The sequence below is a fragment of the Cryobacterium sp. TMT2-18-2 genome, assembly GCF_004402245.1.
In the GTDB taxonomy this organism is placed as follows: Bacteria; Actinomycetota; Actinomycetes; order Actinomycetales; family Microbacteriaceae; genus Cryobacterium; species Cryobacterium sandaracinum.
The window spans coordinates 17,448-43,433 of record NZ_SOFU01000024.1; the positions used below are offsets into that span (position 1 = coordinate 17,448).

At 68.2% G+C, this 25,986-nt stretch carries 23 protein-coding genes; 11 read left to right on the forward strand and 12 right to left on the reverse strand.

What is annotated here, in order from left to right; genetic code table 11:
- Nucleotides 1-60: 60 nt before the first annotated feature.
- Nucleotides 61-1,374, reverse strand: coding sequence for a class I SAM-dependent RNA methyltransferase (locus E3O22_RS08090; protein ID WP_134395255.1), 1,314 nt, complete (start codon nucleotides 1,372-1,374; stop codon nucleotides 61-63).
- A 45-nt stretch (nucleotides 1,375-1,419) separates the two neighbouring features.
- Between E3O22_RS08090 and E3O22_RS08095 the strand changes: the two genes are divergently transcribed.
- A complete protein-coding gene (locus E3O22_RS08095) occupies nucleotides 1,420-2,073 on the forward strand; it encodes a nucleoside triphosphate pyrophosphatase (protein WP_134395256.1) in 654 nt (217 codons plus the stop codon).
- Between the two features lie 109 nt (nucleotides 2,074-2,182).
- On the forward strand, nucleotides 2,183-3,970 hold the full coding sequence (locus E3O22_RS08100) for a biotin carboxylase N-terminal domain-containing protein (RefSeq protein ID WP_134395257.1): 1,788 nt from the start codon (nucleotides 2,183-2,185) through the stop codon (nucleotides 3,968-3,970).
- An 87-nt stretch (nucleotides 3,971-4,057) separates the two neighbouring features.
- On the opposite strand, the gene E3O22_RS08105 is transcribed toward E3O22_RS08100, so the two are convergent.
- Nucleotides 4,058-5,494, reverse strand: coding sequence for an NAD(P)H-quinone dehydrogenase (locus tag E3O22_RS08105; protein ID WP_134395258.1), 1,437 nt, complete (start codon nucleotides 5,492-5,494; stop codon nucleotides 4,058-4,060).
- Nucleotides 5,495-5,685: 191 nt separating this feature from the next.
- Between E3O22_RS08105 and E3O22_RS08110 the strand changes: the two genes are divergently transcribed.
- Entirely contained in the window at nucleotides 5,686-6,519 is an 834-nt protein-coding gene (locus tag E3O22_RS08110) for a purine-nucleoside phosphorylase (protein WP_134395259.1), read from the forward strand.
- A gap of 116 nt (nucleotides 6,520-6,635) precedes the next feature.
- Nucleotides 6,636-8,429, forward strand: a complete 1,794-nt coding sequence (locus E3O22_RS08115) for a phospho-sugar mutase (protein ID WP_134395287.1) — start codon at nucleotides 6,636-6,638, stop codon at nucleotides 8,427-8,429.
- Between the two features lie 113 nt (nucleotides 8,430-8,542).
- On the opposite strand, the gene E3O22_RS08120 is transcribed toward E3O22_RS08115, so the two are convergent.
- The 10 genes from E3O22_RS08120 to E3O22_RS08165 form a co-directional block, all read right to left on the reverse strand.
- The gene (locus tag E3O22_RS08120; RefSeq protein ID WP_104100338.1) at nucleotides 8,543-8,815 is read right to left on the reverse strand and encodes a PTS sugar transporter subunit IIB; all 273 of its coding nucleotides are present in this window, start codon (nucleotides 8,813-8,815) and stop codon (nucleotides 8,543-8,545) included.
- Nucleotides 8,812-9,276, reverse strand: a complete 465-nt coding sequence (locus E3O22_RS08125) for a PTS sugar transporter subunit IIA (protein WP_134395260.1) — start codon at nucleotides 9,274-9,276, stop codon at nucleotides 8,812-8,814. Before E3O22_RS08125 ends, E3O22_RS08120 begins: the two co-directional genes overlap by 4 nt.
- Before the next feature lie 41 nt (nucleotides 9,277-9,317).
- Nucleotides 9,318-10,439: an adenosine deaminase gene (locus E3O22_RS08130; RefSeq protein ID WP_134395261.1), complete on the reverse strand. Its 1,122-nt coding sequence runs from the start codon at nucleotides 10,437-10,439 to the stop codon at nucleotides 9,318-9,320.
- A 97-nt stretch (nucleotides 10,440-10,536) separates the two neighbouring features.
- On the reverse strand, nucleotides 10,537-11,850 hold the full coding sequence (locus tag E3O22_RS08135) for a thymidine phosphorylase (protein WP_134395262.1): 1,314 nt from the start codon (nucleotides 11,848-11,850) through the stop codon (nucleotides 10,537-10,539).
- 2 nt (nucleotides 11,851-11,852) lie between these two features.
- Nucleotides 11,853-12,290 (reverse strand): cytidine deaminase, encoded by a 438-nt coding sequence (locus tag E3O22_RS08140; RefSeq protein ID WP_255570047.1) that lies wholly within the window; start codon nucleotides 12,288-12,290, stop codon nucleotides 11,853-11,855.
- Complete coding sequence (locus E3O22_RS08145; RefSeq protein WP_370448418.1) at nucleotides 12,287-13,582, reverse strand: ABC transporter permease; 1,296 nt, start codon at nucleotides 13,580-13,582, stop codon at nucleotides 12,287-12,289. The genes E3O22_RS08140 and E3O22_RS08145 overlap by 4 nt, the downstream gene beginning before the upstream one ends.
- On the reverse strand, nucleotides 13,579-14,847 hold the full coding sequence (locus E3O22_RS08150) for an ABC transporter permease (RefSeq protein ID WP_166784597.1): 1,269 nt from the start codon (nucleotides 14,845-14,847) through the stop codon (nucleotides 13,579-13,581). Before E3O22_RS08150 ends, E3O22_RS08145 begins: the two co-directional genes overlap by 4 nt.
- Entirely contained in the window at nucleotides 14,844-16,364 is a 1,521-nt protein-coding gene (locus E3O22_RS08155) for an ABC transporter ATP-binding protein (RefSeq protein WP_134395263.1), read from the reverse strand. The genes E3O22_RS08150 and E3O22_RS08155 overlap by 4 nt, the downstream gene beginning before the upstream one ends.
- A 177-nt stretch (nucleotides 16,365-16,541) precedes the next feature.
- The gene (locus E3O22_RS08160; RefSeq protein ID WP_134395290.1) at nucleotides 16,542-17,636 is read right to left on the reverse strand and encodes a BMP family protein; all 1,095 of its coding nucleotides are present in this window, start codon (nucleotides 17,634-17,636) and stop codon (nucleotides 16,542-16,544) included.
- A gap of 211 nt (nucleotides 17,637-17,847) precedes the next feature.
- Nucleotides 17,848-18,969, reverse strand: a complete 1,122-nt coding sequence (locus E3O22_RS08165) for a mannose-1-phosphate guanylyltransferase (protein ID WP_134395264.1) — start codon at nucleotides 18,967-18,969, stop codon at nucleotides 17,848-17,850.
- A 79-nt stretch (nucleotides 18,970-19,048) separates the two neighbouring features.
- Between E3O22_RS08165 and E3O22_RS08170 the strand changes: the two genes are divergently transcribed.
- The 7 genes from E3O22_RS08170 (at nucleotide 19,049) to E3O22_RS08200 (ending at nucleotide 25,946) form a co-directional block, all read left to right on the forward strand.
- Nucleotides 19,049-20,203 carry a glycosyltransferase family 1 protein gene (locus E3O22_RS08170; RefSeq protein WP_134395265.1) on the forward strand — a complete coding sequence of 385 codons (1,155 nt, stop codon included), beginning with the start codon at nucleotides 19,049-19,051 and terminating at the stop codon, nucleotides 20,201-20,203.
- Between the two features lie 113 nt (nucleotides 20,204-20,316).
- Complete coding sequence (gene sdhC, locus E3O22_RS08175) at nucleotides 20,317-20,730, forward strand: succinate dehydrogenase, cytochrome b556 subunit (protein WP_134395266.1); 414 nt, start codon at nucleotides 20,317-20,319, stop codon at nucleotides 20,728-20,730.
- Nucleotides 20,731-20,743: 13 nt separating this feature from the next.
- The gene (locus tag E3O22_RS08180; RefSeq protein WP_104100347.1) at nucleotides 20,744-21,196 is read left to right on the forward strand and encodes a succinate dehydrogenase hydrophobic membrane anchor subunit; all 453 of its coding nucleotides are present in this window, start codon (nucleotides 20,744-20,746) and stop codon (nucleotides 21,194-21,196) included.
- 17 nt (nucleotides 21,197-21,213) lie between these two features.
- Nucleotides 21,214-23,028: a succinate dehydrogenase flavoprotein subunit gene (gene sdhA / locus E3O22_RS08185; protein WP_134395267.1), complete on the forward strand. Its 1,815-nt coding sequence runs from the start codon at nucleotides 21,214-21,216 to the stop codon at nucleotides 23,026-23,028.
- Between the two features lies 1 nt (nucleotide 23,029).
- Complete coding sequence (locus tag E3O22_RS08190) at nucleotides 23,030-23,812, forward strand: succinate dehydrogenase iron-sulfur subunit (RefSeq protein WP_370448419.1); 783 nt, start codon at nucleotides 23,030-23,032, stop codon at nucleotides 23,810-23,812.
- A 97-nt stretch (nucleotides 23,813-23,909) separates the two neighbouring features.
- Entirely contained in the window at nucleotides 23,910-25,010 is a 1,101-nt protein-coding gene (locus E3O22_RS08195; protein ID WP_134395268.1) for a YihY/virulence factor BrkB family protein, read from the forward strand.
- 9 nt (nucleotides 25,011-25,019) lie between these two features.
- Nucleotides 25,020-25,946 (forward strand): exodeoxyribonuclease III, encoded by a 927-nt coding sequence (locus tag E3O22_RS08200; RefSeq protein ID WP_134395269.1) that lies wholly within the window; start codon nucleotides 25,020-25,022, stop codon nucleotides 25,944-25,946.
- The last annotated feature ends 40 nt before the right edge of the window (nucleotides 25,947-25,986 follow it).

Sequence of the window (25,986 nt, forward strand, 5' to 3'; positions counted from 1 at the left end):
GGTGTTGCTGGCTGGTTCACGGTTCCTACGTCCTCACGTTGTCGTACAGGTCAACGATAGCTACCGGGACAGGAGCGCGACGGCTTCGACATGGTGGGTATTGGGGAACAGGTCGAAGGCACGCAGCCGGCGCAGGGTGTACCCGTGTCCGGCGAGGAGGGCGATGTCGCGGGCCAGGGCGACGGGGTCACAGGCCACGTAGACGATCTGGGCCGGTTCCACGGCGCCGAGCAGGTCGATGACCTCCTTGCCGGCACCGGAGCGTGGCGGGTCGAGAATCACCGTGGCGGCCGACTGGCGAGCCTTCTCGGCGGCGCTCGAATCGCGCACGAGCGCGTTCAGGAACCGGTCGACGCGGGAGGTCTGCACGCTGGCCCCCACCCATTCGGCGAGGTTCTCGGCCGCGAAGTCCGTGGCCTGCGGGTCACTCTCGACGCTGGTCATGCGCACCGTGCTGCCGAACCGGTCTCCCACGGCGGCGGCGAGCAGGCCGACCCCGCCGTAGAGGTCCAGGTTCGCGGCCCGGGGGTCGAAGGCGTCCGCGTCGATGGTGTCCTGCACCGCGCGGTAGAGGGTTTCGGCGGCGCTGGTGTGCACCTGCCAGAACCCAGCGGCGTCGAGGCGGAACTCACGCTCGCCCACTACCTCGCGGATCAACGTTTTCGGGGTGTGCCGGCGTCGGCCTTTGTCGTCCTGCTCCGCCACCAGGATCTGCACGGTGCCCAGGCTCGGGGCGACGATGTCGACGGATGCGGCGCCGGGGAACATTTTGTCCAGCGGCGCGGCCGCCTCGAGCAGGCGGTCGGCCAGCGGCAGGTCACCGACCGGGATCACCCGGTGCGAGCGGGCGGCATAGGGGCCGACAGAGCCGTCCTCGTCCACGTGCAGGCGCACGCGGGTGCGCCAGCCGGTGCCGTCGGCGGCGTCGCCGGGCGAGGCGTTGGGGCCGACCGGGACCGGCTCGACCGTGACCTCGGACTCGATGCCGGCCATCCGTTTCAAGGCGTCGGCCAAAACCTGGCGCTTCAGCTCGCGCTGGAAACCGAGCTCGATGTGGCCGAACTCGGCGCCGCCGGCGCGGTCGACGGGGTCCCGGTCGAGGGCGGCGGCGGCCCAGATGTGCGGCTGACGCTCCGGTGCCGGGGTGAGCACTTCGACGGTCTCCGCCCGCCAGAAGCTTTTGTGGCTGGCCGAGGTCAGCCGGGCGCGCACGCGCTCCCCCGGCAGTGTGTCACTCACGAAGACCACGCGGCCCTCATTTCTCGCGATGAAGATGCCGCCGTGGGCTACGTTGGTGACGTCGAGTTCGAGTTCCGCGCCCACTTCTGCGGAGTGCCCGTTCGAATCTGCCTGAATGTCATTGCTGGTGCCCATCCTTCGATGATCCCACACCGCTTGCACCCCCATCGAAGGAAACCCATGCGCTTGTACCTGGCGTCCACGTCTCCGGCCCGGCTGATGCTGCTGCGCACCGCGGGGATCGAACCCGTCACGGTCGCGCCCGACGTCGACGAGGACCTGGTCGCCGCCGACGCGGCCCGGTTGGGCGGTGGACCACTGACTCCCCACCGGGTCGTGGAGTTGCTGGCGCGGGCCAAGGCGGAGGCCGTGTCCCGCATGTTGACCGACAGCGGCGACATCACCGACGGCCTCGTGCTCGGCGGCGACTCGGTCTTCGTGATCGACGACGTCATCTACGGCAAGCCGCACACCGCCGCGAAGGCGCGCGAACGCTGGCACCTGCAGCGCGGCCGTACCGGGCAGCTGTATTCGGGCCATTGGCTGATCGACCACTCGGCCGGCGTGGCCGGGCGCGGTGTCGGCGCCGTCGCCGTCGCGGACGTCACCTTCGCCGACGACATCGGGGATGCGGAGCTGGACGCCTATATTGCCACCGGCGAGCCTCTGCTCGTGGCCGGGGCCTTCACCATCGACAGCCTCGGGGCGCCGTTCATCACCCACATCAGCGGGGATCCGTCCACCGTCGTCGGGCTCTCGCTGCCGACGCTACGCCGGCTGGTGACCGGTCTCGGACACGCGTGGCCGAGCCTGTGGAACCGCACCGACGACTGACAGATTGCCGGTTTTCGAGGCTGTTTGTAGGCATCCGCACCTTTCTCCGGCCTCTTTTTGTGGGAGAGAACCAAAAACCCGGTCGCTCTGCCCCATAAGCTAAGGCACTGTGCCCCCAATAACGAAGGTCCTCATCGCAAACCGGGGCGAAATCGCCGTCCGGGTGATCCGAGCCGCAAAAGACAGCGGCATTGCCTCGGTTGCCGTCTACGCTGACCAGGATCGCGACTCGATGCATTCGCATCTGGCCGACGAGGCCTACGGTCTCGACGGAACCACGAGCGCCGACACCTACCTCGTCATCGAGAAGCTGCTCTCTGTCGCCCGACGGTCCGGCGCCGATGCCGTGCACCCCGGCTACGGGTTCCTCGCCGAGAACGCCGACTTCGCCCGCGCCGTGATCGGGGCCGGCCTGATTTGGATCGGCCCCTCCCCCGACGCCATTGAGAAGCTCGGCGACAAGGTCTCCGCACGGCACGTCGCCGAGAAGGTGCATGCGCCGATGGCGCCCGGCACCCTCAACCCGGTGGCGGATGCCGCGGAGGTGCTCGATTTCGTCGACCTCCACGGCCTGCCGGTCGCGATCAAGGCGGCCTTCGGCGGCGGCGGCCGCGGCCTCAAGGTCGCCCGCACCCGCGAGGAGGTGCCCGAGCTCTTCGACTCCGCCACCCGCGAGGCCATTGCCGCGTTCGGCCGTGGCGAATGCTTCGTCGAAAAGTACCTGGACAAGCCGCGCCACGTCGAGACCCAGTGCCTCGCCGACGCATCCGGCACGGTCGTCGTCGTCTCCACCCGCGACTGTTCCCTGCAACGCCGCCACCAGAAGCTGGTCGAGGAAGCCCCCGCGCCGTTCCTGACCGACGCGCAGCGTAACGAGATGTATCGCGCGTCCAAGGCGATCCTCGCCGAGGTCGGCTACGTGGGCGCCGGCACCTGCGAGTTCCTGATCGGCCAGGACGGCACCGTCTCGTTCCTGGAGGTCAACACCCGGCTGCAGGTCGAGCATCCCGTGTCCGAGGAAGTGACCGGAATCGATCTGGTGCGCGAGCAGTTCCGCCTGGCCGAGGGCGGTCGTCTCGACTACCCCGACCCGGAGCCGATCGGACACTCCTTCGAGTTCCGCATCAACGGCGAGGATGCCGGCCGCGGCTTCATGCCGGCCCCCGGCCCGGTGCACGTCTTCAAGCCCTCCGGGGGTCCCGGGGTGCGCGTGGACAGCGGCGTCACCGCCGGCGACGTCATCTCGGGTTCGTTCGACTCTCTTCTCGCCAAGCTCATCGTCACCGGCGCCACCCGCGAGGAAGCGCTCGAGCGTTCCCGCCGGGCCCTGGACGAGTTCGAGGTCGCGGGCCTCCCCACGGTGCTGCCGTTCCACCGCCGGATCGTGCGCGACCCCGCGTTCGCTCCCGCCAACGGTGCGCCGTTCTCGATCTTCACCCGGTGGATCGAGACCGAGTTCGTCAACGACATCGAGCCGTGGAACGGCTCGCCGGAAGTGCTGACCGGCCCCGCTAAGCGCCACAACGTCGTCGTCGAGGTGGAGGGGCGACGGATCGAGGTCAGTCTGCCGGTGCGCCTGCTGCCCGGCGCCGCCTCCGAGAACACGGCCGGCCCGGCACCCCGTCGGCGCGGCGGCTCCCCGTCCGTCAGCTCGGCCACCGGCGACGCCGTACACGCCCCGATGCAGGCGACCATCGTGAAGCTGGCCGTGGCCGAGGGTGACCTCGTCGTCAAGGGCGATCTGCTGCTGGTGCTGGAGGCCATGAAGATGGAGCAACCACTGACCGCCCACAAGGACGGCATCGTCGGCAACGTGGGGGCGATCATCGGCGCGACCGTGGCCTCCGGCTTCCTGCTGATGGCCGTCATGGACGCCGTGGAAGCAGTGGACGCCTGACCCGCGTCACCGGCTGACACGTCAACGCCCCCGTTCCCTGAACGAGGGCGTTGGGTTTTCTTTCGTTTGTGGTGTCCCTCGAAGGCGTCAGAGCACGATGTGCATGGCGCGGGCGGCATCCGTGATCGAATGCGTCAGCGACGGGTAGACCGGGAACGCTCGTGCGACCTCGTCGACGGTGAGCCGGTGCTCCACGGCCAAAGCGAGCGGGAAGATCAGTTCGCTGGCCTTGGGGGCCACGATCACGCCGCCGATGACGGTGCCGGTGGTGGTGGTGGCGAACAGCTTCACGAAGCCGTCCTTGATGCCCATCATCTTGGCCCGAGGGTTCGAAGCGAGCGGGAGCTTATAGATGCTGCCGCGGGTGAGGCCGTCCTCGATCTGCTTCTGGGTCCAGCCGACCGTGGCGATCTCCGGCTGCGTGAAGATGTTGGCCGCGACGTTTCGAATCTCGATCGGGTTGACCGCGTCGCCCATGGCGTGGAACACGGCCGTGCGGCCCATCATCGAGGCGACGGATGCCAGCGGCAGCTCGGTCGTGCAGTCCCCGGCCGCGTAGATGTTCGGCATCGACGTGCGCGCGACCCGGTTGACCCGGATGTGACCGGAGTCGGTGAGCTGCACGTCGGCTTCCTCGAGGCCGAGGCCCTTCGTGTTCGGCACGGACCCGACCGCGATCAGGCAGTGGCTACCCTCGACGGTTCGGCCGTCGGCCATCGTGGCCAGCACTCCGCCCACCGTGCGCACGACGGACTCGGCGCGGGACGTGCTGAGCACGACCATGCCGTTGCGCTTGAATACGTTCTCGACCACGTTCGCGGCGTCGGCGTCCTCACCGGGCAGCACGCGGTCCCGGCTGGAAATCAGGGTGACCTTGGCACCGAGGGCGCAGTAGGCGGAGGCGAATTCGGCCCCGGTCACCCCGGAGCCCACGACGATGAGGTGTTCGGGTACGGCCCGCAGGTTGTAGAGCTGCGTCCAGGTGAGGATGCGCTCGCCGTCGGGGAGCGCGGTGGGCAGGATGCGCGGGGTTGCCCCGACGGAGACGACGATCGTGTCGGCCTCGATCCGGTCGAAGTCCGTGCCGGAGCCGTCTTCGGCCGTGGACACGATCACGCCGCTGGTTCCGTCCAGTCGGCCGTGGCCGTGCACCAGGTTGACCCCGGCGCGCATCAGGGTGGACTTCATGTCTTCGGACTGCTGCCGGGCCAGGGCCAGGAGCCGCTTGTTGACCGCGGCGAGGTTGATGGCCACCTCGGGGCGGGCCGGCTTGCCCTTTTCGCCACGCACGAACAGCTGCACGCCGAGCTCGGTCGCGTCGTGGATCGAGTTGGTGGCCTCGGCCGTCGCGATGAGAGACTTGGACGGGACGACATCCGTGATCACGGCCGAGCCGCCGATGCCGACACGCTCGATCAGGGTGACCTCGGCGCCCTGCTGAGCGCCGGCCAGGGCGGCCTCATACCCGCCGGGACCTCCGCCGAGGATAGCGATGCGCTGCTTGCGTTCGAAGTCGTAGGCCATGCTCATATTCTCCTGCCCCGGCGCGCCCGCCGCCAAACCCGGGGCTCCGCTCCCCCGTCGACGAATCAATTCGACGGGGATTCTGCCCAAAATTGACGTTCCGTCCCCTCTTCGGCTGCTCATATGCAGAATCTCCACCACTTTCGGACAACGGACCGTGTACGAAATCGGGGGGCAATTAGAGTAGGGGGATGCTGAAGACCGACAATAATCCGCTTGACGCGCCAGAGACCGATCCGTTTGATGTTGCACGGACCGCCGCTTCTGAAATCGCCGAAGCCACGGGCGTAGCCCGCCACGACATCGCCCTGACCCTGGGCAGCGGATGGGGCAAGGCCGCCGATCTCATCGGCGAGACCACGCACACCCTCGACGCGCAGTACATCACCGGTTTCAGCGCACCCGCCCTGGCCGGCCACGCCGGCACGCTGCGTTCGGTGCTGCTGCCCAGCGGCAAGCGCGCCCTCCTCATCGGCGCCCGCACCCACTATTACGAAGGCCACGGTGTGCGCCGGGTCGTGCACAGCGTGCGCACCGCCGCCGCCACCGGCGCGACGACCATGATCCTCACCAACGGTGCCGGCGGCATCCGGGAGACCTGGAAAGCCGGCACCCCCGTGCTGATCAGCGACCACATCAACCTCACCGCCGACTCGCCCCTCGAGGGCGCGACGTTCGTCGACCTGACCGACCTCTATTCACGCCGCCTGCGCGACCTGGCCCGCACCATCGACCCGTCGCTCGACGAGGGCGTGTACTGCCAGTTCCGCGGCCCGCACTACGAGACGCCGGCCGAGGTGCAGATGGCCAAGGTCATCGGTGGCCACATCGTCGGCATGTCGACCGCCCTCGAGGCGATCGCCGCCCGCCAGTCGGGCATGGAGATCCTCGGTCTGTCGCTGATCACCAACCTCGCGGCCGGAATCCAGCAGGACCCGCTCAGCCACTCGGAGGTGCTCGAGGCCGGAAAGCTCGCCGAGCCCGTCATCAGCGCGCTCCTCGCCCGGATCGTGGCCGCACTGTGAGCCTCGACAACACCGACCCGCAGCTCACCGGCCGGCATTCCGCCGACGCCGACGCTGCTCCCGCGTCCGATGCCGGCACCGGCACCGGCACCACCGAAACAGTCCTGCCCGACACGATGGTCATCAACACCATCGACGCCGACGACGACGCAGACACCAGCACCGGCACGGATGCCGTGAGCGGCAGCGATACCGGCACCGACTCCGCTCCGGCCGCTGCTGCCACGCCGACCGTGATCGCCGTGGCCAATGCCTGGCTCAGCCAGGACCCCGATCCCGAGACCCAGGCCGAGCTGCGCCTCCTGCTGCGCGGGGCCGGCGACGGCGACGCCGTCGCACTCGCGGAGCTGCACGCCCGCTTCGACGAGCGCCTCGCCTTCGGCACGGCGGGTCTGCGCGGCGCCATCGCCGCCGGCTCCAACCGGATGAACCGCGTGCTCGTCTGCCAGGCAGCCGCCGGCCTCGCCGCGTTCCTGAAGAAGACCACCGCCTCGGGCCGGGTCCCCTCGGTCGTCATCGGCTATGACGGGCGTAAGAACTCGCAGGTCTTCGCCACTGACTCGGCCGCGATCATGGCCGGTGCCGGGGTGCGCGCCATCCTGCTCCCCCGCCTGCTACCGACCCCCGTGCTCGCGTTCGCTGTGCGCCACCTCGACGTCGGCGCGGGCATCATGGTCACCGCCTCGCACAACCCTCCCAACGACAACGGCTACAAGGTCTACCTGGGCGGCGCCAACCAGGGCTCCCAGATCGTTTCGCCCGACGACGCCGCGATCGCGGCCGAGATCCTGCGCGTCGCCGCGGAGGAACGGGTTCCCGACCTGCCCCGGGCACCCTACGAGACGGCGCCCGAGTCGATCGTGCAGGCCTACATCGACGCGACGGCAGGTCTCGCCCGCCGGCCCCTCGCACAGGTCAACACGGTTTACACGGCCCTGCACGGCGTCGGCTGGGACACCACCCGCCGGGTGTTTGAAGCCGCCGGCTTCGACCTGCCCACGCTCGTCGACGCCCAGATCGCCCCGGATGCCGCCTTCCCCACGGTCTCCTTCCCCAACCCCGAAGAACCCGGCGCGATGGACCTCGCCTATGAAACGGCCCGTGAGACCGGCGCCGAGCTGATCATCGCCAACGACCCCGACGCCGACCGCCTTGCGATCGCCATCCCGCAGGAGGGGTCCCCCGACGGGTACCGGCGCCTCAGCGGCAACGAGGTCGGGGCGATCCTCGGCTGGCGAGCCGCGGAACTGGCCGCAAGCGCCACCGGTGACGGCGGTGCCACCGGCACCCTCGCGTGCTCCATCGTCTCCACCCCGGCGCTGGAGGCCGTGGCGAAGGCTTACGGGCTGCGGTTCACCGACACCCTCACCGGCTTCAAGTGGGTGTCGCGCGCGCCCGACCTGATCTTCGGCTTCGAGGAGGCCCTCGGCTACCTCGTGAACCCCGAAACCGTGCGCGACAAAGACGGCATCTCCGCCGCCGTGGCGCTGCTCTCCCTGGTCAGCAATCTGAAGGCGGAGGGCGTCACCCTCGCCCAGCACCTCGACCGTTTCAGCGAACGGTTCGGCCACTTCGCCTCCGGCCAGATCTCGGTGCGCGTCACCGACCTGACCGAGATCGAGCAGGTCATGGCGCGGCTGCGCGAGACACCCCCGGCCTTCGTCGGTAGCATCGCCGTCGACCACATCGACGACCTCTCCGAGGGCTTCAACGGCCTGCCGCCCAGCGACGTGCTGCGCATCCGGCTGACCGACGGCTCCCGCGTCATGGTGCGCCCGAGCGGCACCGAGCCCAAGCTCAAGGTCTACCTCGACACCAGCAGTTCCGTCGGCACGGTCGCCGAACGCCGGGCCGCCGCGGAGGCAACCCTGGCCGAGCTCGACCGGGGTATGCGCGTGCTGATCGCCTAGACCCGCGAAACGCGGTGCAGCATCCGTTCGCACGGCGCGCGGGTGTTGCGCCGCTGCGCGGGTGGCGTGCCACGCGCGCAAGGGCGCAGCTGCAGCGCACCGCCGCGAGGGCGTCAGCCCAGGGCGGTCTCCAGCTTGGCGGTGAGCTCGTCCACATCGAAGTAGTTGTCGATCACGACGATATCGGCATTGGTCTTGCCGATGGCGTCGACCAGCTCCGACGAGGTCAGGATGACCTGGGCATCCGCCCCGACCGTGCTCACCCCGGCGATGTCGGTGGCCGTGACGAAAGCCTCGATATCGAGGCGTTTGAGCGCGCGCTCGGCGTTGATTTTGAGGATGGCGGAGGTTCCCACTCCCACCCCGCAGAGTGCGACGATCTTCATGAGGGCTCCTCGGTTGCGGTCGGCACGCCGAGCAGGGCACGGATGGCGTCGGCATCCGTGGCCGCGGCGAGCGAGGGGATGACGTGCGCGTCGTTGAAGACGTTGGCCAGCTCGGCCACGAGCAGCACGTGCTCGTCGGAGCTGGTGACGGCGAGCCCGAGCACCACGCTGACCGGGTCGTTGTGCGGATGTCCGAACGCCACCGGGTCGGCCAGGGTCACGATGCTGAGACCCTCGGTGTGCACATCGGGTCCGGGTCGGGCGTGCGCGAGCGCCAGCCCGGGCGCGATGACCACGTAGGCACCGAATTCCTCGATGACGGCGATCATTCGCTTCGTGTATTCGGGGGCGGTGGCGCCGGAGCGCTCGAGGGCGTCACCGGCGGCGGCCACCGCGCCGCGCCAGTCGTCGACCTGGACGCCGATCGCGATGGCTTCAAGGGGCAGGGGCGGAAGGGGCATGGGAACTTTCACGGGGTAGGGGGTCGGCTTTCGCGAGTCGCTCAGGCGCTTTCGAAACCGGCGACGATGGCGTCCGCCAGCTCTTCGCGTTCGTCGAGCGGAAGGAACGCGGCCTGCGCCGCGTTGAGCTGGAAGACCTCGAGGTCGTCGATGTCGTAGCCGAACGCGTCGCTGAGCAGCGCGAGTTCCTGGGTCAGGGTGGTGCTGCTCATCAGGCGGTTGTCGGTGTTGACCGTGACCCGGAAGCCCAGCTGGTAGAGCAGGTCGAAGGGGTGGTCGAGCAGGTCCGCGCCCCACGCGGCGATTGCGCCGGTCTGCAGGTTGGACGACGGGCTGAGCTCGAGGGCGATTTCGCGGTCGCGCGCCCACTGCGCCACCGGGCCGAGCGTGACGTAGGTGTTCTCCGCGTCTTCGCGGCCGATCACGATGTCCTCGGCAAGGCGCACGCCGTGGCCCAGGCGCAATGCCCGGCCGTCGTAGAGCGCCCCGCGGATGCTCTCCAACCCGTCAGCCTCGCCCGCATGCACGGTGACGGGCAGGAAGGCCTTCGCGAGGAAGTCGAACGCGTCCCGGTGGTGGTGGGCCGGGAACCCCAGTTCGGCCCCGGCGATGTCGAAGCCGACAACCCCGATGGAACGATGCCGCACGGCGAGTTCCGCGATCTCCAGGCTGCGCTCGGCATGCCTCATGGCCGTGATCAGCTGGCCGATCCGAATGCGGGACCCGGCGCCCGCGACCAGCGCGATGCCGGCCTCGATGCCCTCCTGCACCGCCTCGACGCTCTGGTCGAGGGTGAGGCCGCGGGCCAGGTGCTGCTCGGGGGCCCAGCGGATCTCCCCGTAGATCACGCCGTCGGCGGCGAGGTCCTCCACGAACTCGCGGGCCACGCGCACCAGGCCTTCGCGGGTCTGCATCACGCCGACGGTGACGTCGAAAGTCTTCAGGTAGTCGACCAGGGTGCCGGAGTCGGCCTGGGTGCTGAACCAGGACCCGAGCGATCGGGCATCCGTCGCCGGCAGCGCCAGCCCGACCGCGTCGGCCAGCTCGATGATGGTCTGCGGGCGCAGGCCGCCGTCGAGGTGGTCATGCAGGGAGATCTTCGGCAGTGCGTTGATGCTCGTGCCGGCACCGGGCAGCAGGTAGTCCTCAGGGCTCGTGTTCACCCCCCTAATCTACCGGCTGGGTGCTGAGAGTCACACTGCTGGGCCGAGCCGGCCCGCACATCCGTTCAGATGCACGGGCCGAGACCGGCCGGGCGGTTCAGCGGCCGATGCGCTCGGCGATCAACGGGCCGCCGTCCTGCACGGGCTCGCCGGGGTCTCCGATGCGATATGCGCCGTCCACAGCCTCCAGTGCCCGCACGAAGCGCTCGGGCTCGTCGGCGCTGAGGGTGAACAGGGGCTGACCGGCGCGCACGGTATCGCCGGGCTTGGCGTGCAGATCGATGCCGGCGGCGTGCTGCACCGGATCCTGCTTGCGGGCGCGGCCGGCGCCGAGGCGCCAGGCGCCGATGCCGAATGGCAGCGCCTGCTGCTCGACGAGAACACCGTCGCGCAGGGCGGTGACGACGTGGGTCTCGCGGGCCACGGGCAGCGGGGCGTCGGGATCGCCGCCCTGGGCACGGATCACGTCGCGCCACTTGTCCATGGCGCGCCCGTCGATGAGGGCGGATTCCACGTCGACGTCGGTGATGCCCACCAGAGCGAGCATCTCCCGGGCCAGGGCCACGGTGAGCTCGACGACATCCGCCGGCCCGCCGCCGGCGAGAACCTCGACCGATTCACGAACCTCGTTGGCGTTTCCGATCGCGAGCCCGAGCGGCACGTTCATGTTGGTGAGCAGAGCGGATGTCGCCACGCCGGCGTCCTCGCCGAGGGCCACCATGGTGCGGGCGAGCTCCCGGGACCGTTCGATGTCTTTCAGGAACGCACCCGACCCGAACTTCACGTCCAGGACGAGGGCGCCGGTGCCCTCCGCGATCTTCTTCGACATGATCGACGACGCGATCAGCGGGATCGCCTCGACGGTGCCGGTGATGTCGCGCAGCGCGTAGAGCTTGCCGTCGGCCGGGGCCAGACCGCCGCCGGCGGCGCAGATCACGCCGCCGAATTCCTGCAGCTGCGCGAACATCTCCTCGTTGGTGAGGTGCGCACGCCAGCCGGGGATGGATTCGAGCTTGTCGAGGGTGCCGCCAGTGTGGCCGAGGCCGCGGCCGGACAGCTGCGGCACGGCCGCACCGAAGACCGCCACGAGTGGCATCAGCGGCAGGGTGATCTTGTCGCCGACGCCGCCGGTGGAGTGCTTGTCGGTGGTCGGCTTGCCGAGTCCGGCGAAGCTCATCCGCTCGCCGCTGTTGAGCATCGCCATGGTGAGATCCTTGATCTCCCGACGGTTCATGCCGTTCAGGAAGATCGCCATGGTCATGGCGGCCATCTGCTCGTCGCCGACGTAACCGCGCGTGTACGCGTCGATCAGCCAGTCGATCTGCGGCGTGCTGAGCTCGCCCCGATCACGCTTGGCATGGATCAGGTCCACGGCGTCGAAGGCCTCGATACGGTTCTCGTTGGTGCTCACAGCTACTCTTCCTGATATTCGGCGAGCTGCCTCGGCCCGAAGGCGTCCGGCAGCACTTCATCGATGGTGCGCACACCCGACACGGTCTCCAGCAGCATGCCGGGCGCGGAATGTTCGTACAACAGCTGACGGCAGCGGCCGCAGGGCATCAGCGTTCGGCCGTTGCCGTCGACGCAGGTGAACGCGACGAGCTGGCCTCCCCCGGTCAGGTGCAGCACGGAGACGAGGGCGCATTCGGCGCAGAGGGTGAGCCCGTAGGAGGCGTTTTCCACGTTGCATCCGCTGATCACACGACCGTCGGTGACCTGCGCCGCGGCGCCGACCGGGAACTTCGAGTACGGCACATAGGCCTGGGCCATCGCCGTCGTCGCGGCCTCCCGCAGCGCGGCCCAGTCGATGTCGCCGGCCGCTGGCGAGGCGCCATGGCTTACGCCGGTCACGATTTGATGTAGGGCTTGCCGGATGCCGCCGGTCCCCGCGACGTTCCGACGAACCCGGCAACGGCGGCGATGGTGATCAGGTACGGCAGCATGAGCATGAACTCGCTCGGCACCGGCGAGCCGATGACACTGAGCACATTCTGCAAGTTGGTCGCGAACCCGAACAGGAGGGCGGCCAGCGTGGCCCGGATCGGATCCCAACGGCCGAAGATCACGGCGGCCAGCGCGATGAAGCCGGCTCCGGCGGTCATCTCCTTGCCGAATGCGCCCACCGAACCGAGGGTGAAGTAGGCGCCGCCGAGGCCGACGATCGCGCCGGCGAGCGACACATTCCAGAACCGGGTGCGGCCGACGTTGATGCCGACGGTGTCTGCCGCCTGGGGGTGCTCACCCACGCTGCGGAGGCGCAGGCCCCACCGGGTGTGGAAGATGCCGTAGTACACCAAGGCGACGGCCACGTACATGATGTAGACGATCAGGGTCTGCCGGAACAAGACCGGCCCGATGATCGGGATCTCGCTGAGCAGCGGGATGTTGATCCGCTCGAATCGAGGCGGCTGGTTGAGCAGGGCCGCGTTGGGCGCCATCACCTGGGAGTAAAGGAAACCGGTGACGCCGATCACGAGAACGTTGAGCACGACACCGACGATGACCTGGTCGACGAAGTACTTGATCGAGAACGAGGCGAGCACCATCGAAACGAGCACGCCGGCGAGCATGGCCGCGACGAGGCCGAGGATGGGCTGGTTGGTCAGGGACGCCACCATGGCCGAGGTGAACGCCCCGGCGAGCAGTTGCCCCTCGATGGCGATGTTGACCACGCCGACCCGTTCGGAGATGACACCGCCGAGGGCGCCGAAAATCAGCGGTACGGCCAAACTGAGCGAGCCGAACAGCAGCCCGGGCACCGGGATGGACTCGCCGGCGGCAGCCCAGACCAGGAATCCGATCAGGAAGAGCACCGCGTAGACGGAGATCAGCCAGATCGGCACCTGACGCCTGGACTGCACCAGCCACACGCTCACGCCCGTGATCAACAGCAGCAGCACACTGATGACGATGCCGGTCAGCCGGGTGGGCAGCAGGAGATCGGAAAGCTGGATCAGGTCGCTCGAGGTGGAGAGCCGCATGGTGCTGACCCCCTCGCGGCCGAAGGCCACGAAGAGCGCGAAGGCGACGACGGTGAAGATCGCCAGGGCGATGGGCGACTTCCAACTCTTCACGATTTCGAAGTCGGGGCGATCGTCGGCGGTGGATGATACGGGCTGGACGGCCGGGGCAACGGTGCTCACTGTGCAGCCACCTCCTGGGAAACGTTGGGCAGTGCCCGGCGGGGCGCGGAGCCCGGGGCCGGCAGTCGGAAGATGGCCCGCACGAGAGGCGGAGCCGCGATGAAAAGCACGATCAGTGACTGCACGACGAGCACGATGTCGATCGGCACACCCTCCGCCGCCTGCATCGAGAAACCGCCGGCCTTGAACGCGCCGAACAGGATGCCCGCGGCGAACACACCCCAGGGCTTGGAACGGCCCAGCAGCGCGACCGTGATCGCATCGAAGCCGATGCCGGAGTCGAGTCCGGCGCCGAAACCGCTGGTCGTGGTGCCGAGCACCTGGTTGATGCCGGCCAGGCCGATCAGTCCGCCCGAGAACAGCATCGCGTAGACGTAGATGCGCTTGACGCTGATGCCGGCGACGCGCGCCGCGTGGGGGTTCAGTCCCACGGCCCGGAACTGGAAGCCCAGGTTCGACCGGGACAGCAGCCACCAGGTGAAAACCGTGGCGGCGATGGCCAGGATGAAGCCGAAGTGCAGCGAGTACGTCGAGCCGAGAAGGTCCGGGAAGACCGCGGTGACCTTCGTCGCCGGGCTCTTCGGGTTGTTCGATCCGGGGGTCTTCAGGAAGCCCTCGCGCAGCAGGTAGCTGACCAGGTAGAACGCGACGTAGTTGAGCATGATCGTGGTGATCACCTCATGGGCGCCGGTGCGGGCCTTGAGCAGACCCACGATCCCACCCCAGAGGGCGCCACCGAGCACGCCGGCCACGAGGGCCGCGACCATGTGCAGGCCGTAGGGCAGGTCGACGGCGAAACCGACCCAGCCGCCGAGGGCGGCGGCGATCAGCATCTGGCCGCGACCACCGATGTTGAACATGCCCACCCGGAAGCCCAGCGCCACGCCGAGCCCCGCCATGATCAGCGGGGTCGCGAAGGTGAGCGTCTCGGTGAGCGGCTTGATGCCAGCGGCGAAGCTCGGCCGACGGAAGTTGTAGACCGACCCCTGGAACAGGGCCGAGTAGGCGCCGGACACGGAGTACCAGACTTCCCGCAGCAGGTCGCCGGGCCGGGAGAAGAAGTAGCCTGCGGCTTCCTGAACACCCTCGTTGGTGAAGGCGATCATGATGCCGCCGACGAAGAGCGCGAGCACGACGGCGAGCACGGAGATGATCGCGTTGCCGGTGGTGATCTCGCGGAACGCCTGGTTCCAGCGGGACGGCTGTTCGGGGGCCGGGCTTGACGGCGTTCCTGACGTGGTCGTGGGACCCTGTGTCGCGCTCACGCGGCAGCTCCTTCTCCGGCGGGCGTTTCGCCGGCCATCATCAAACCGAGTACGGCGCGCGGCGTGTCACCGGGGACGATGCCGACGATGCGACCGCGGTACATGACCATGATCCGGTCCGCGAGGGCTGCCACCTCGTCGAGCTCTGTCGAGATGACGATCACGGGCGTGCCGGCATCCCGGGTGGCCACGATGCGTTCGTGGACGAACTCCACCGAGCCGACGTCCAGCCCGCGGGTGGGCTGGGCGGCGACGAAGAGGCGCAGATCGCGGCCGAGCTCGCGGGCGAGCACGACCTTCTGCTGGTTGCCGCCGGAGAGCTTGCCGACCGGGGTCTCGATGCCCTGGGCGCGCACGTCGAACTCTGTGACTTTTTTTTCGGCGAACGCGGCGAGGACGGCCCGCTGCACGTTCCACCGTTTGACGAAGGGGAGCGCGTTCGAGCGGTCGAGCATCAGGTTCTCGGCGATGGTGAACTCACCGACCAGTCCGTCTTCGTTGCGGTCTTCCGGCACGAATCCGACTCCGGCGTCGAGTACCTGGCGCACCGAATGCCCGCGCAGCGACTTGCCGTCGAGGGTGATCTCCCCGGAGACCCGCGATTGGAGCCCCATCATCGCCTCGGTGAGTTCGGTCTGGCCGTTTCCCTGTACCCCGGCGATGGCCAGGATCTCGCCCTTGTGCACCTCGAAGCTGACGTTGTTGACCAGGATCTGGCCGTGCGGGTCGAGCACGGTGAGGTTCTTCACCGACAGAACCGCCTCACCGGGCAGTGCCGGGGACTTGTCCACGGTGAGGTCGACCGCACGGCCGACCATCTGGGTGGCCAGCTCGACGTTGCTCGCGGTCGGGGACGCCTCGCCGACGACCTTGCCCAGACGGATGACGGTGATCCGGTCGGCGACCTCGCGCACCTCGCGCAGCTTGTGCGTGATGAACACGATGGAGGTGCCGCTCGCCTTGAGCTGGCGCATGATGACCATCAGCTCGTCGGTCTCCTGCGGCGTGAGCACGGCGGTGGGCTCGTCGAAGACGAGCACCTTCGCGTCGCGCGAGAGCGCCTTGATGATCTCGACCCGCTGCTGCACGCCGACGGGGAGGTCTTCGACGAGCGCATCCGGGTCGACGTCGAACCCGAACCGCCGGGAGATCTCGCGCACGTGCTTGCGGGCCGCGGGCAGGTCGAGGCGACCGCCGGCCTTGGTCTCCTCATGCCCGAGCATGACGTTCTCGGCGACGGTGAACACCGGGATGAGCATGAAGTGCTGGTGCACCATGCCGATGCCGGCGGCCATGGCGTCGCCGGGGCCGCTGAAGTGCTGCACCACGTCGTCGAGGAGGATATCGCCCTCTTCGGCCCGGTACAGGCCGTAAAGAACGTTCATCAGGGTGGATTTCCCCGCGCCGTTTTCGCCGAGCAGTGCGTGGATTTCTCCGGCCTCGACGGTGAGGTCAATGTGGTCATTCGCGACCAGGGCACCGAATCGCTTCGTAATGCCTCGAAGTTCGAGCTTCATGTCGTCGATTCTATTCAGTGGCGAGCGAAAGTTGACGCTCTTGCTCATATGTTGGCGGGGTGGCACGGTTCGCTCGGGTGTGCAGGCATCACGGCCTGCGACATCCGCCCACTAACGCAGGAGGGGAGGCCCGCATGATGCGTGCCTCCCCGACTGCGTCTGAGTGCTGTTTCGGTGCTACTTCGGGGTCGCGGGCGACTCAACCTTGAGAGCGCCGCTGATGATGTCGGCCTTGATGGCCTCGATCTCGGTCATGACCGCGGGGTCGACCTTGGACTCCCAGTCGTGGAGCGGGGCGATGTCGACGCCCTCGTTCTCGAGCGTGCCGACGTAGGGGGTGGACGAGAAGTCACCCTCAGCGTCGTCGAGGATGATCTGCTCGGTGGCATCCGTCATCTGCTTGAGCACCGAGGTGAGGTACAGCGAAGCGAACTCGGGCGTGGTCTCGAACAGGTCGCTGTCGACACCGATGATGGCGACGTCCTTGCCGGAGTCCTGAATGGCCTGCGCGGTGCCCTGGAAGAGCGGTCCGGCAACCGGGAGGATGATGTCAGCGCCGGCATCGATCAGGGTGGTGCTGAGCGCCTTGCCCTGGTTGATGTCGTCGAAGCCACCGGCGAACAGGCCGGTCTGGGTGGCCTTGTCCCAGCCGCTGACGGTGACGTCGGTGCCCTTCTTCTCGTTGTGGTACGCGACGCCGTCGACAAAGCCGTCCATGAAGATGGTGACCGACGGGAACTGGAGTCCGCCGTAGGTGCCGACGACTCCGGTTTTGGTGGTGCCCGCGGCCAGGTAGCCGGCCAGGAACGCGGCCTGCGCCGTGTCGTACAGCACCGGCTTCACGTTGTCGAGCGTCAGCGGGCTGAAGTCGTCATTGGAGAGCGCGGAGTCGATCAGCGCGAAGTTGGTGTCGGGAGCGGCCTGGGCGGCATCGCGGGTGGCGTTGGAGAGGGCGAAACCGACGGTGAGGACGAAGTCGCAACCCTGGTCGACCATGCTGGAGACGTTCGGGCCGTACTGGTCTTCCGACTTGGACTCGGCCTGCTGGAATTCGATGCCGAGGTCGTCGGAGGCCTTGGTGATGCCCTCGAAGCTGGACTGGTTGAAGGACTTGTCGTCGAAGCCGCCGAAGTCGGAGACGATGCAGGGCAGGTAGTCGGATTCGGCACCGCCACCAGCGGTTCCCTCATCGGTCGGCGCCGGCGCACAGGCCGCGAGAAGGGCCACGACGCCCAGCGTGGCAAGGCCGCTGAATGCGACCCGTCGTTTCATGATTGTCAAAATGACCTCCAATGGTCGCCCGGCGCGGGTTCGCAAGGGGCTGTGTTGGGTTACACGCTATCGAATGATTCTCTGCTCAGAGGAGCAAAACGGGCCCGTGGGCGAAAGGTTATCAAGACGCGATACTGGTCCACGGAAAGCCTGCCGGACGCCCCGGCCGAATCGGGCCCGAAAATGCCCTCGATCGGGGGGTTTTATGCCCTTAGAGCACGTCGTTGCTGCCGGACAGCTTCAGCGCGTCGACGACGGCCTTGACCTTCTGCGCGTTGGCGCTGGTAGTGATGAGGAGGGCGTCCGGGGTGTCGACCACGACGATGTCCTCGACGCCGATCAGGGCGATCATGCGCCCGGTGTGGCTGACCACGATCCCGCTCGAGGAGTCGGCAAGCACCCGGGCACCGTCGCCGAGGATGGCGAGATCGCGCTTGCGGCCGTTGGCGTGGATTTTCGCGATCGATGCGAAGTCACCCACGTCGTCCCAGTCGAACTGACCGGGGATCACGGCGAGCTTGCCGCGGGCGGCCGCCGGTTCGGCGACCGAGTAGTCGATCGCGATCTTTTTCAGGCGGGGCCAGACGCGGTCGACCACGGCGCCGCGGCGCGGGGTATCCCAGGCCTCGGCCAGTGCGAGCAGCCCGGCGAGAAGTTCGGGCTCGGACGCCCCGATCTCTTCGAGCAGGCGGTCGGCGCGGGCGATGAACATGCCCGCATTCCAGAAATAAGTGCCGTTGGCCAGGTAGTCCTGGGCGGTGGCAAGGTCGGGCTTCTCCACGAAGGAGTCCACCGACAGCGCGCTGGCGGCGCCTGCAATGTGCAGCGCGCCGGCGGTCTTGATATAGCCGAAGCCGACGGCCGGCTCCGTGGGCTGGATGCCGATGGTGGCGATGTAGCCGGCGTCGGCGGCGCGCACGGCCTCGGCGACCGCCTGGCGGAACAGGTGGTGTCCCTTGATCACGTGGTCGGCGGCGAAGGAGCCGATGATGACGCCCGGTTCGCGTTTCTCCAGAATCGCCGCGGCCAGGCCGATGGCGGCGGTGGACTCGCGCGGCTCGCTTTCGAGCACCACGTTCAGGTCGGCGAGCTCGGGGAGCTGCTCCTCGACAGCGGCGCGATGCGCGCGGCCGGTGACCACCATAATGCGCTGCTCGCCGGACAGAGGTGCGAGGCGATCCCAGGTGGCCCGGAGCAGGGTCTGGCCGGAGCCGGTCAGGTCGTGCAGGAATTTGGGGGCGTCGGCGCGGGACAGCGGCCACAGCCGGGATCCGATCCCACCGGCGGGAATCACGCTGTAGAAACGATCGAGTGGTTCCGTGGAAGGCAGCATTCGGCCAGACTACCGCCCGGCCCACGCCGTTCACGGTGCGTTCACCTGCCCGCCGGAGGGCGTGCCTACGCTCACCCTCATGAGGGTTGCACTCATCACCGAAAGTTTTCTGCCTACGGTCAGCGGAGTCACCACGAGCGTGTGCAAGGTGCTCGAACATCTTTCCCGCACGGGCCACGACGCGATGGTCATCGCCCCGGCCGGCGCCCCGGCCGAGTACGCCGGGTTCCCCGTGCACGGTGTTCCCGCGGCACGCTACCGGCAGTTCCCGGTGGGAATGCCCAGCCCGCAGGTGCACCGGCTGCTGGCCGATTTCGCCCCGGACGTGCTGCACGCGGCGTCTCCGTTCCTGCTCGGCGCCCAGGGCATCGCGGCCGCGAACCGGCAGGACGTCCCCAGCGTCGCCGTTTTCCAGACGGATGTCGCCGGTTACGCCCGCCGCAACCGGCTCGGCCCGGCCGCGCAGTCCGCCTGGCGTTTCGTCAAGTGGGTGCACGAGGGAGCCGATCTCACCCTGGCTCCCTCCTCCGCGTCGATGGCGGACCTGCGCCGCATCGGCCTGCGGCGGCTGGCGCACTGGACCCGCGGCGTCGACCTGGTCGGCTACCACCCCAACCGGAGATCCGACCCGGAGGCGTCGGCGCTGCGGAGCCGGCTGGCCCCGAACGGGGAGGTCGTTGTGGGCTACGTCGGCCGCCTGGCGCCGGAGAAGCAGGTGGAGAGGTTCCGGGCCCTGCGCGGGCTGCCGGGCATCCGTCTCGCCCTCGTCGGCGACGGCCCGTCGCGGCCGGCACTCGAGCGGGAGCTCGCCGGGATGCCGGTGACCTGGCTCGGCCGCCTGGACGGGGCGGATCTCGCCCGGGCCTACGCGAGCTTCGACCTGTTCCTGCACGCGGGCACCGAGGAGACCTTCGGCCAGACCCTGCAGGAGGCGCACGCCGCCGGGCTGCCGGTCGTCGCACCGCGGGCCGGCGGCCCGATCGACCTGGTCAGCCACGGTGAAAACGGCTTCCTCTTCGTTCCGGACGACGAGAGCGACCTGCGCCGCTGCGTCGCCCGGCTGGTTCTGGACCCTGCGTTGCGGCGGCGGATGGGCGAGGCGGGACGCCGGAGCGTGCTCGGTCGATCCTGGGAAAACGTGTGCGGCGCGCTGCTGGCGCATTACGAGCAGGTCGTCGACGAACGAGCCGCCGTTCGCGCCATGGTTGCGGTTCCGCTGTCAATGCAGCGCTAGCCGGACATTCGCGTTTTATCTCGGCACAGAGACACTTATGATTGATTCACGTGCGCACGGCGCATTGTCGGCCTGATTCGTCGAGGCCGTTACTCAGCCAGGGAGGGTTGGTCATGCCAGAGCAGGCAGCGACACTGACATCCCAGCAGAAGACGACATCACGTCGCCCCGCCGGAACCCTGTATCGGGGCCGTGAGGGCATGTGGTCGTGGGTCCTCCACCGCATTACGGGTGTTGCGATCTTCTTCTTCTTGCTGGTTCACATCTTGGACACCGCGCTGGTGCGCGTCAGCCCGGAGGCCTACAACGCGGTCATCAGCAGCTATCAGACGCCGATCATGGGCCTCGGCGAAACCGCGCTCGTCGCGGCCATCGTGTTCCACGCCTTCAACGGGATTCGGATCATCCTGATCGACTTCTGGAACGCCAAGTATCAGAAGGCCATGTTCTACGTCGTGATCGCCCTGTGGGTGGTAACGATGCTCGCTTTCGTGCCGCGCCACCTGATCAACGTGTTCAGCCACTAGAACGGGGAGAGCCATGACATCCACAATCGAAGCTCCCCGAAGCCCCTACTCTCGCGCGCCGCGCTCCCGCGGCGTGAACTGGGAGAAGTGGGGCTGGATCTACATGCGCGTCTCCGGCGTCGTGCTGGTCGTGCTCATCTTCGGCCACCTCTTCGTCAACCTGATGGTCGGCGAGGGCGTCAGCGCCCTCAACTTCGCTTTCGTCGCCGGCAAGCTGACCACCCCGTTCTGGATGGTCTGGGACGTTCTCATGCTCTGGCTCGCCCTGATCCACGGCGGCAACGGCATGCGCACACTGGTCAACGACTACGCCACTCAGCGTCTGACCCGCGGCATCCTGAAGTCCGCCATCCTGGCGGCCGTCGTGATCCTGATCGTGCTCGGCACGCTCGTGGTCTTCACGTTCGATCCCTGCCCGGCCGGTTCGCCCGCCGATCTTCTTCCCTCGTTCTGCTCGGCCATTTAGGAGCTGCAAACACCCATATGACTACGGATGCTTTAACCGCGCCCTCAGAGTCCACCGTCGTCGACGGTGTGCACTACCACAAGTTCGACATCGTCATCGTGGGAGCCGGGGGTGCCGGTATGCGTGCCGCCATCGAAGCCGGCTCCGGCGCCAGCACGGCCGTAATCTCCAAGCTGTACCCGACGCGCTCGCACACGGGTGCGGCGCAGGGCGGGATGGCCGCGGCCCTCGCCAACGTCGAAGAAGACAACTGGGAATGGCACACCTTCGACACGGTCAAGGGTGGCGACTACCTGGTGGATCAGGACGCGGCCGAGATCCTCGCCAAGGAAGCCATCGACGCGGTCATCGACCTCGAGAACATGGGCCTGCCCTTCAACCGAACGCCGGAGGGCAAGATCGACCAGCGCCGGTTCGGCGGCCACACCAGCGACCACGGCAAGGCGCCGGTACGGCGTGCCTGCTACGCCGCCGACCGCACCGGCCACATGATCCTGCAGACGCTCTACCAGAACTGCGTCAAACGCGGCATCAACTTCTTCAACGAGTTCTACGTGCTCGACCTGGTCATGACACCGGTCGACGGGGTCGACCAGCCCTCGGCCGTCGTCGCCTACGACCTGTCCACCGGCGAACTGCACGTCTTTCAGGCGAAGGCGTTCATCTTCGCCACCGGCGGGTTCGGCAAGATCTACAAGACCACCTCCAACGCTCACACCCTGACCGGTGACGGCGTGGGCATCGTGTGGCGCAAGGGCCTGCCGCTCGAGGACATGGAGTTCTTCCAGTTCCACCCGACCGGACTGGCGGGCCTCGGCATCCTGCTCACCGAGGGCGCGCGCGGCGAGGGCGCCATCCTCCGCAACGCGGCCGGCGAACGGTTCATGGAGCGCTACGCGCCCACCATCAAGGACCTCGCCCCGCGGGACATCATCGCCCGTTGCATGGTCAAGGAGGTCGCGGAAGGCCGCGGTGCCGGTCCGAACAAGGACTACCTGTACCTCGACTGCACCCACCTCGGTGCCGAGGTGCTCGAGACCAAGCTGCCCGACATCACCGAGTTCGCCCGCACCTACCTGGGCGTCGACCCGGTCACCGAGCCGGTGCCGGTCATGCCCACCGCGCACTACGCGATGGGCGGCATCCCCACCAACGTGAACGCGGAGGTGCTGCGCAACAACACGACCGTCGTGCCCGGCCTCTACGCGGCCGGCGAATGCGCCTGCGTGTCCGTGCACGGCTCCAACCGCCTCGGCACCAACTCGTTGCTCGACATCAACGTCTTCGGCAAGCGGGCCGGCAACAACGCCGTCGCCTATGTCGCGACGGCCGAGTTCACGCCGCTGCCGACCGACCCGGCCCGGGGTGTGCGGGAGCTGCTGGAGGGCATCCGCACCTCGACCGGAACCGAGCGCATCGCAGTGCTCCGCAAGGAGCTGCAGGAGACGATGGACGCCAAGGCGCAGGTGTTCCGCACCGACGAGTCGCTCTCCGACGTCACCAACGTGATCCACGGCCTGCGCGAGCGGTACAAGAACATCGGCGTGCAGGACAAGGGCCGCCGGTTCAACACCGACCTTCTCGAGGCCGTCGAACTCGGCTTCCTGCTCGACCTGGCCGAGGTCGTCGTGTTCTCCGCACGCAACCGCAAGGAGAGCCGCGGCGGGCACATGCGCGACGACTTCCCCCTGCGCGACGACGCCAACTACCTCGTGCACACCATGGCCTACCTGACCGGAGACCCGCTCTCCGCCGACGCCGCCGACCACATTGCGCTCGACTGGAAGCCGGTCACCATCACGCGCTACCAGCCGATGGAAAGGAAGTACTGAGTTGAGTACCGCAACCGCAACCGCTACCGCACCGACAACGGCGAGTGCCCCGGTCGTGCCGGAGGAAATCCAGTCCTTCACCGTGACCCTGATCATCCGCCGGTACAACCCGGAGGTCGACGACGAACCGCACTGGGACGACTTCGACGTGCAGATGTACCCGACGGACCGCGTACTCGACGCTCTGCACAAGATCAAGTGGGAGCAGGACGGCTCACTGAGCTTCCGCCGCTCCTGTGCGCACGGCATCTGCGGCTCGGACGCCATGCGCATCAACGGCCGCAACCGCCTGGCCTGCAAGACCCTGATCAAGGACCTCGACATCACCAAGCCGGTGTACGTGGAGGCGATCAAGGGCCTGCCGCTGGAGAAGGACCTGATCGTGGACATGGAGCCGTTCTTCGAATCGTTCCGTGCCGTGCAGCCGTTCCTGGTGGCGAACAACGCCCCCACCGACGGCAAGGAGCGGATCCAGACCGTCGCCCAGCGCGAACGCTTCGATGACACGACGAAGTGCATCCTCTGCGCCGCATGCACGTCGAGCTGCCCGGTGTTCTGGACCGACGGACAGTACTTCGGTCCGGCCGCGATCGTCAACGCGCACCGCTTCATCTTCGACTCGCGCGACGACAACGCCGCCGTACGCCTCGACATCCTGAATGACAAGGAAGGCGTGTGGCGCTGCCGCACGACCTTCAACTGCACCGAGGCCTGCCCCCGCGGGATCCAGGTCACGCAGGCCATCTCCGAGGTCAAGCAGGCCATGCTCCGCGGCACCGTGTAGCCGGTCCAAACCCTGGCCGGTCTTGTCACGACCTTTCGTCGTGGCGAGACCGGCCTTTCGCTTTCTCCGTCGCCCGGCTGCCGCTTAGGCTGAGCGGGTGAATACTCCCACGGCGATCGACCGGACCAAGACCCTCATCGCGCGGGTCATGCGCTCGCGCCCGGTGCGGGTCTTCACCCGGTTCGGGGAAAGCGGCGGCGGCATCCTGGCCGGCGGCATGTCCTACCAGGCCATCTTCGCGACCTTCGCGGCCCTCTGGCTGACCTTCTCCATCGCGGGACTGTGGATCACGTCCAATCCCGACCTCGAGCTGACGCTCTACTCCTTCATCAACCAGTCCGTCCCCGGGCTGATCGGCGAGGAAGGCGTGATCGACCCGAGCGTCCTCGCCGACGCCAGGGTCTTCGGCTGGTCCGGCGTCATCGCACTGGTCGGCCTGCTCGCGACCGTGCTCGGCTGGCTCTCGACAACGGCGCAGGCGGTGCGCACGATCTTCCGGATGCCGCCCGACAAAACCTTCATCCTCCTCGTCAAGCTGCGGGAGCTGGGCCTCGGAGTTTTGTTCGCGGTCGTGCTCGTGCTGTCGGCGTTGATCTCGATCGCGAGCACCGAGGCGCTCGGGGCCCTGTTCGGGCTTGTCGGGGTGTCCCGGGATTCGTTCTGGTTCAACGCCGCCGCACGCGCGGTCGGCCTGCTCCTCGTGCTCCTGATCGACACGATCACCCTCGCCGCACTGTTCCGGGTGCTGTCGCGGGTGCGGATCCCCGTCCGCCAGCTCATCACCGGCTCCATCCTGGGCGCGGTGGGCCTCGGCGTCCTCAAAGTCCTCGGCAGCACGCTGCTCGCCGGCGCCGGCCGCAACCCGCTGCTCGCCGCATTCGTGGTGATCATCGGACTGCTGATCTGGTTCAACCTGACCAGCACCCTGACACTGCTCGCGGCATCCTGGATCGCCGTCGGCATGGACGACGCCGGGTTATCACCACGACGGATCAGCGCGGACGAGGTTGCCACCGAGAAGCGCCGGCAGGAGGAGGAGGCCTTCCGCGTGGTGGTGCAGGCCGAGCTTCGGGAGGCCCGCCTCGCGCACGACACCGCGAGCTGGCCCCGCCGGCTGCTGACGGGACGGCGCCTGCACGCCGCCGAGAAGCGAGCCGCTGGGCTGACGAACGACGGCCCCCGGCCTGAGCCAAAGTAGAATCGAGGAATGCCTTCCGCCTCGACTGCCGCTTCCACCCCGGCCGCGTCCGACCCTGCCTCCTCCGCCGCCTCCGCCGATTCCGCTGTGGTCGCGGCTTCCGCTGGCGAGCGCCTGCGGATTGCCAGCGTGAACGTGAACGGCGTGCGCGCCGCCTTCCGCAAGGGAATGGGCGACTGGCTATCCGAACGCGACGTGGACATCCTCGCCCTCCAGGAGGTGCGTGCCTCGACCGAGGACCTCGAAGGTCTGCTCGGACCGGAATGGAGCATCCTGCACGACGCCGCCACCGCGAAGGGCCGGGCCGGGGTGGCCCTGGCCAGCCGATCGACCGCGGCCATCCACCGGGTCGAGCTCGGCGCCGCCGAATTCGACAGCGCCGGCCGCTGGCTCGAAGCCGACTACGAGGTCAACGGCAAATTGATCACCGTCGTGAGCACCTACGTGCACTCCGGCGAGGTGGGCACCCCGAAGCAGGTCGAGAAGTACACGTTCCTCGACGCCATGCTCGAACGACTGCCCGAGCTCGCCGCACACAGCGACCGGGCCGTCGTGCTCGGTGACCTGAACGTCGGGCACCGCACGTTCGACATCAAGAATTGGCGCGGAAACGTGAAGCGCGCCGGGTTCCTGCCCGAGGAGCGCGCCTACTTCGACCGCATCGTCGGCGCCGAAGACGCCCCGGACTACAACGCCGGGGCCGGACTTGGCTGGGTCGACGTGGGGCGCCGGTGGGCCGGCGAAGTGGACGGGCCGTTCACCTGGTGGTCGTGGCGCGGCCAGGCGTTCGACAACGACACCGGCTGGCGGATCGACTACCAGCTGGCCACAGCGGCGCTCGCGGCATCCGTCACCGGCTACGTCGTCGACCGCGCGGCCGCCTACGACCAGCGCTGGTCCGACCACGCCCCCGTGGTCGTCGACTACACCATCTGACCTCCCCTCCATCTCGCGCCTTCGGCCCGGCCGGCGGCCA

What these genes read in the sequence shown, in the direction of transcription:
- E3O22_RS08090 (WP_134395255.1), bottom strand. Translation starts at nt 1,374, where the DNA reads ATGGGCACCAGCAATGACATTCAGGCAGATTCGAACGGGCACTCCGCA.
- E3O22_RS08095 (WP_134395256.1), top strand. Translation starts at nt 1,420, where the DNA reads ATGCGCTTGTACCTGGCGTCCACGTCTCCGGCCCGGCTGATGCTGCTG.
- E3O22_RS08105 (WP_134395258.1), bottom strand. Translation starts at nt 5,494, where the DNA reads ATGGCCTACGACTTCGAACGCAAGCAGCGCATCGCTATCCTCGGCGGA.
- E3O22_RS08110 (WP_134395259.1), top strand. Translation starts at nt 5,686, where the DNA reads ATGCTGAAGACCGACAATAATCCGCTTGACGCGCCAGAGACCGATCCG.
- E3O22_RS08115 (WP_134395287.1), top strand. Translation starts at nt 6,636, where the DNA reads ATGGTCATCAACACCATCGACGCCGACGACGACGCAGACACCAGCACC.
- E3O22_RS08120 (WP_104100338.1), bottom strand. Translation starts at nt 8,815, where the DNA reads ATGAAGATCGTCGCACTCTGCGGGGTGGGAGTGGGAACCTCCGCCATC.
- E3O22_RS08125 (WP_134395260.1), bottom strand. Translation starts at nt 9,276, where the DNA reads ATGCCCCTTCCGCCCCTGCCCCTTGAAGCCATCGCGATCGGCGTCCAG.
- E3O22_RS08155 (WP_134395263.1), bottom strand. Translation starts at nt 16,364, where the DNA reads ATGAAGCTCGAACTTCGAGGCATTACGAAGCGATTCGGTGCCCTGGTC.
- E3O22_RS08160 (WP_134395290.1), bottom strand. Translation starts at nt 17,636, where the DNA reads ATGAAACGACGGGTCGCATTCAGCGGCCTTGCCACGCTGGGCGTCGTG.
- E3O22_RS08165 (WP_134395264.1), bottom strand. Translation starts at nt 18,969, where the DNA reads ATGCTGCCTTCCACGGAACCACTCGATCGTTTCTACAGCGTGATTCCC.
- E3O22_RS08170 (WP_134395265.1), top strand. Translation starts at nt 19,049, where the DNA reads ATGAGGGTTGCACTCATCACCGAAAGTTTTCTGCCTACGGTCAGCGGA.
- sdhC (WP_134395266.1), top strand. Translation starts at nt 20,317, where the DNA reads ATGCCAGAGCAGGCAGCGACACTGACATCCCAGCAGAAGACGACATCA.
- E3O22_RS08180 (WP_104100347.1), top strand. Translation starts at nt 20,744, where the DNA reads ATGACATCCACAATCGAAGCTCCCCGAAGCCCCTACTCTCGCGCGCCG.
- sdhA (WP_134395267.1), top strand. Translation starts at nt 21,214, where the DNA reads ATGACTACGGATGCTTTAACCGCGCCCTCAGAGTCCACCGTCGTCGAC.
- E3O22_RS08200 (WP_134395269.1), top strand. Translation starts at nt 25,020, where the DNA reads ATGCCTTCCGCCTCGACTGCCGCTTCCACCCCGGCCGCGTCCGACCCT.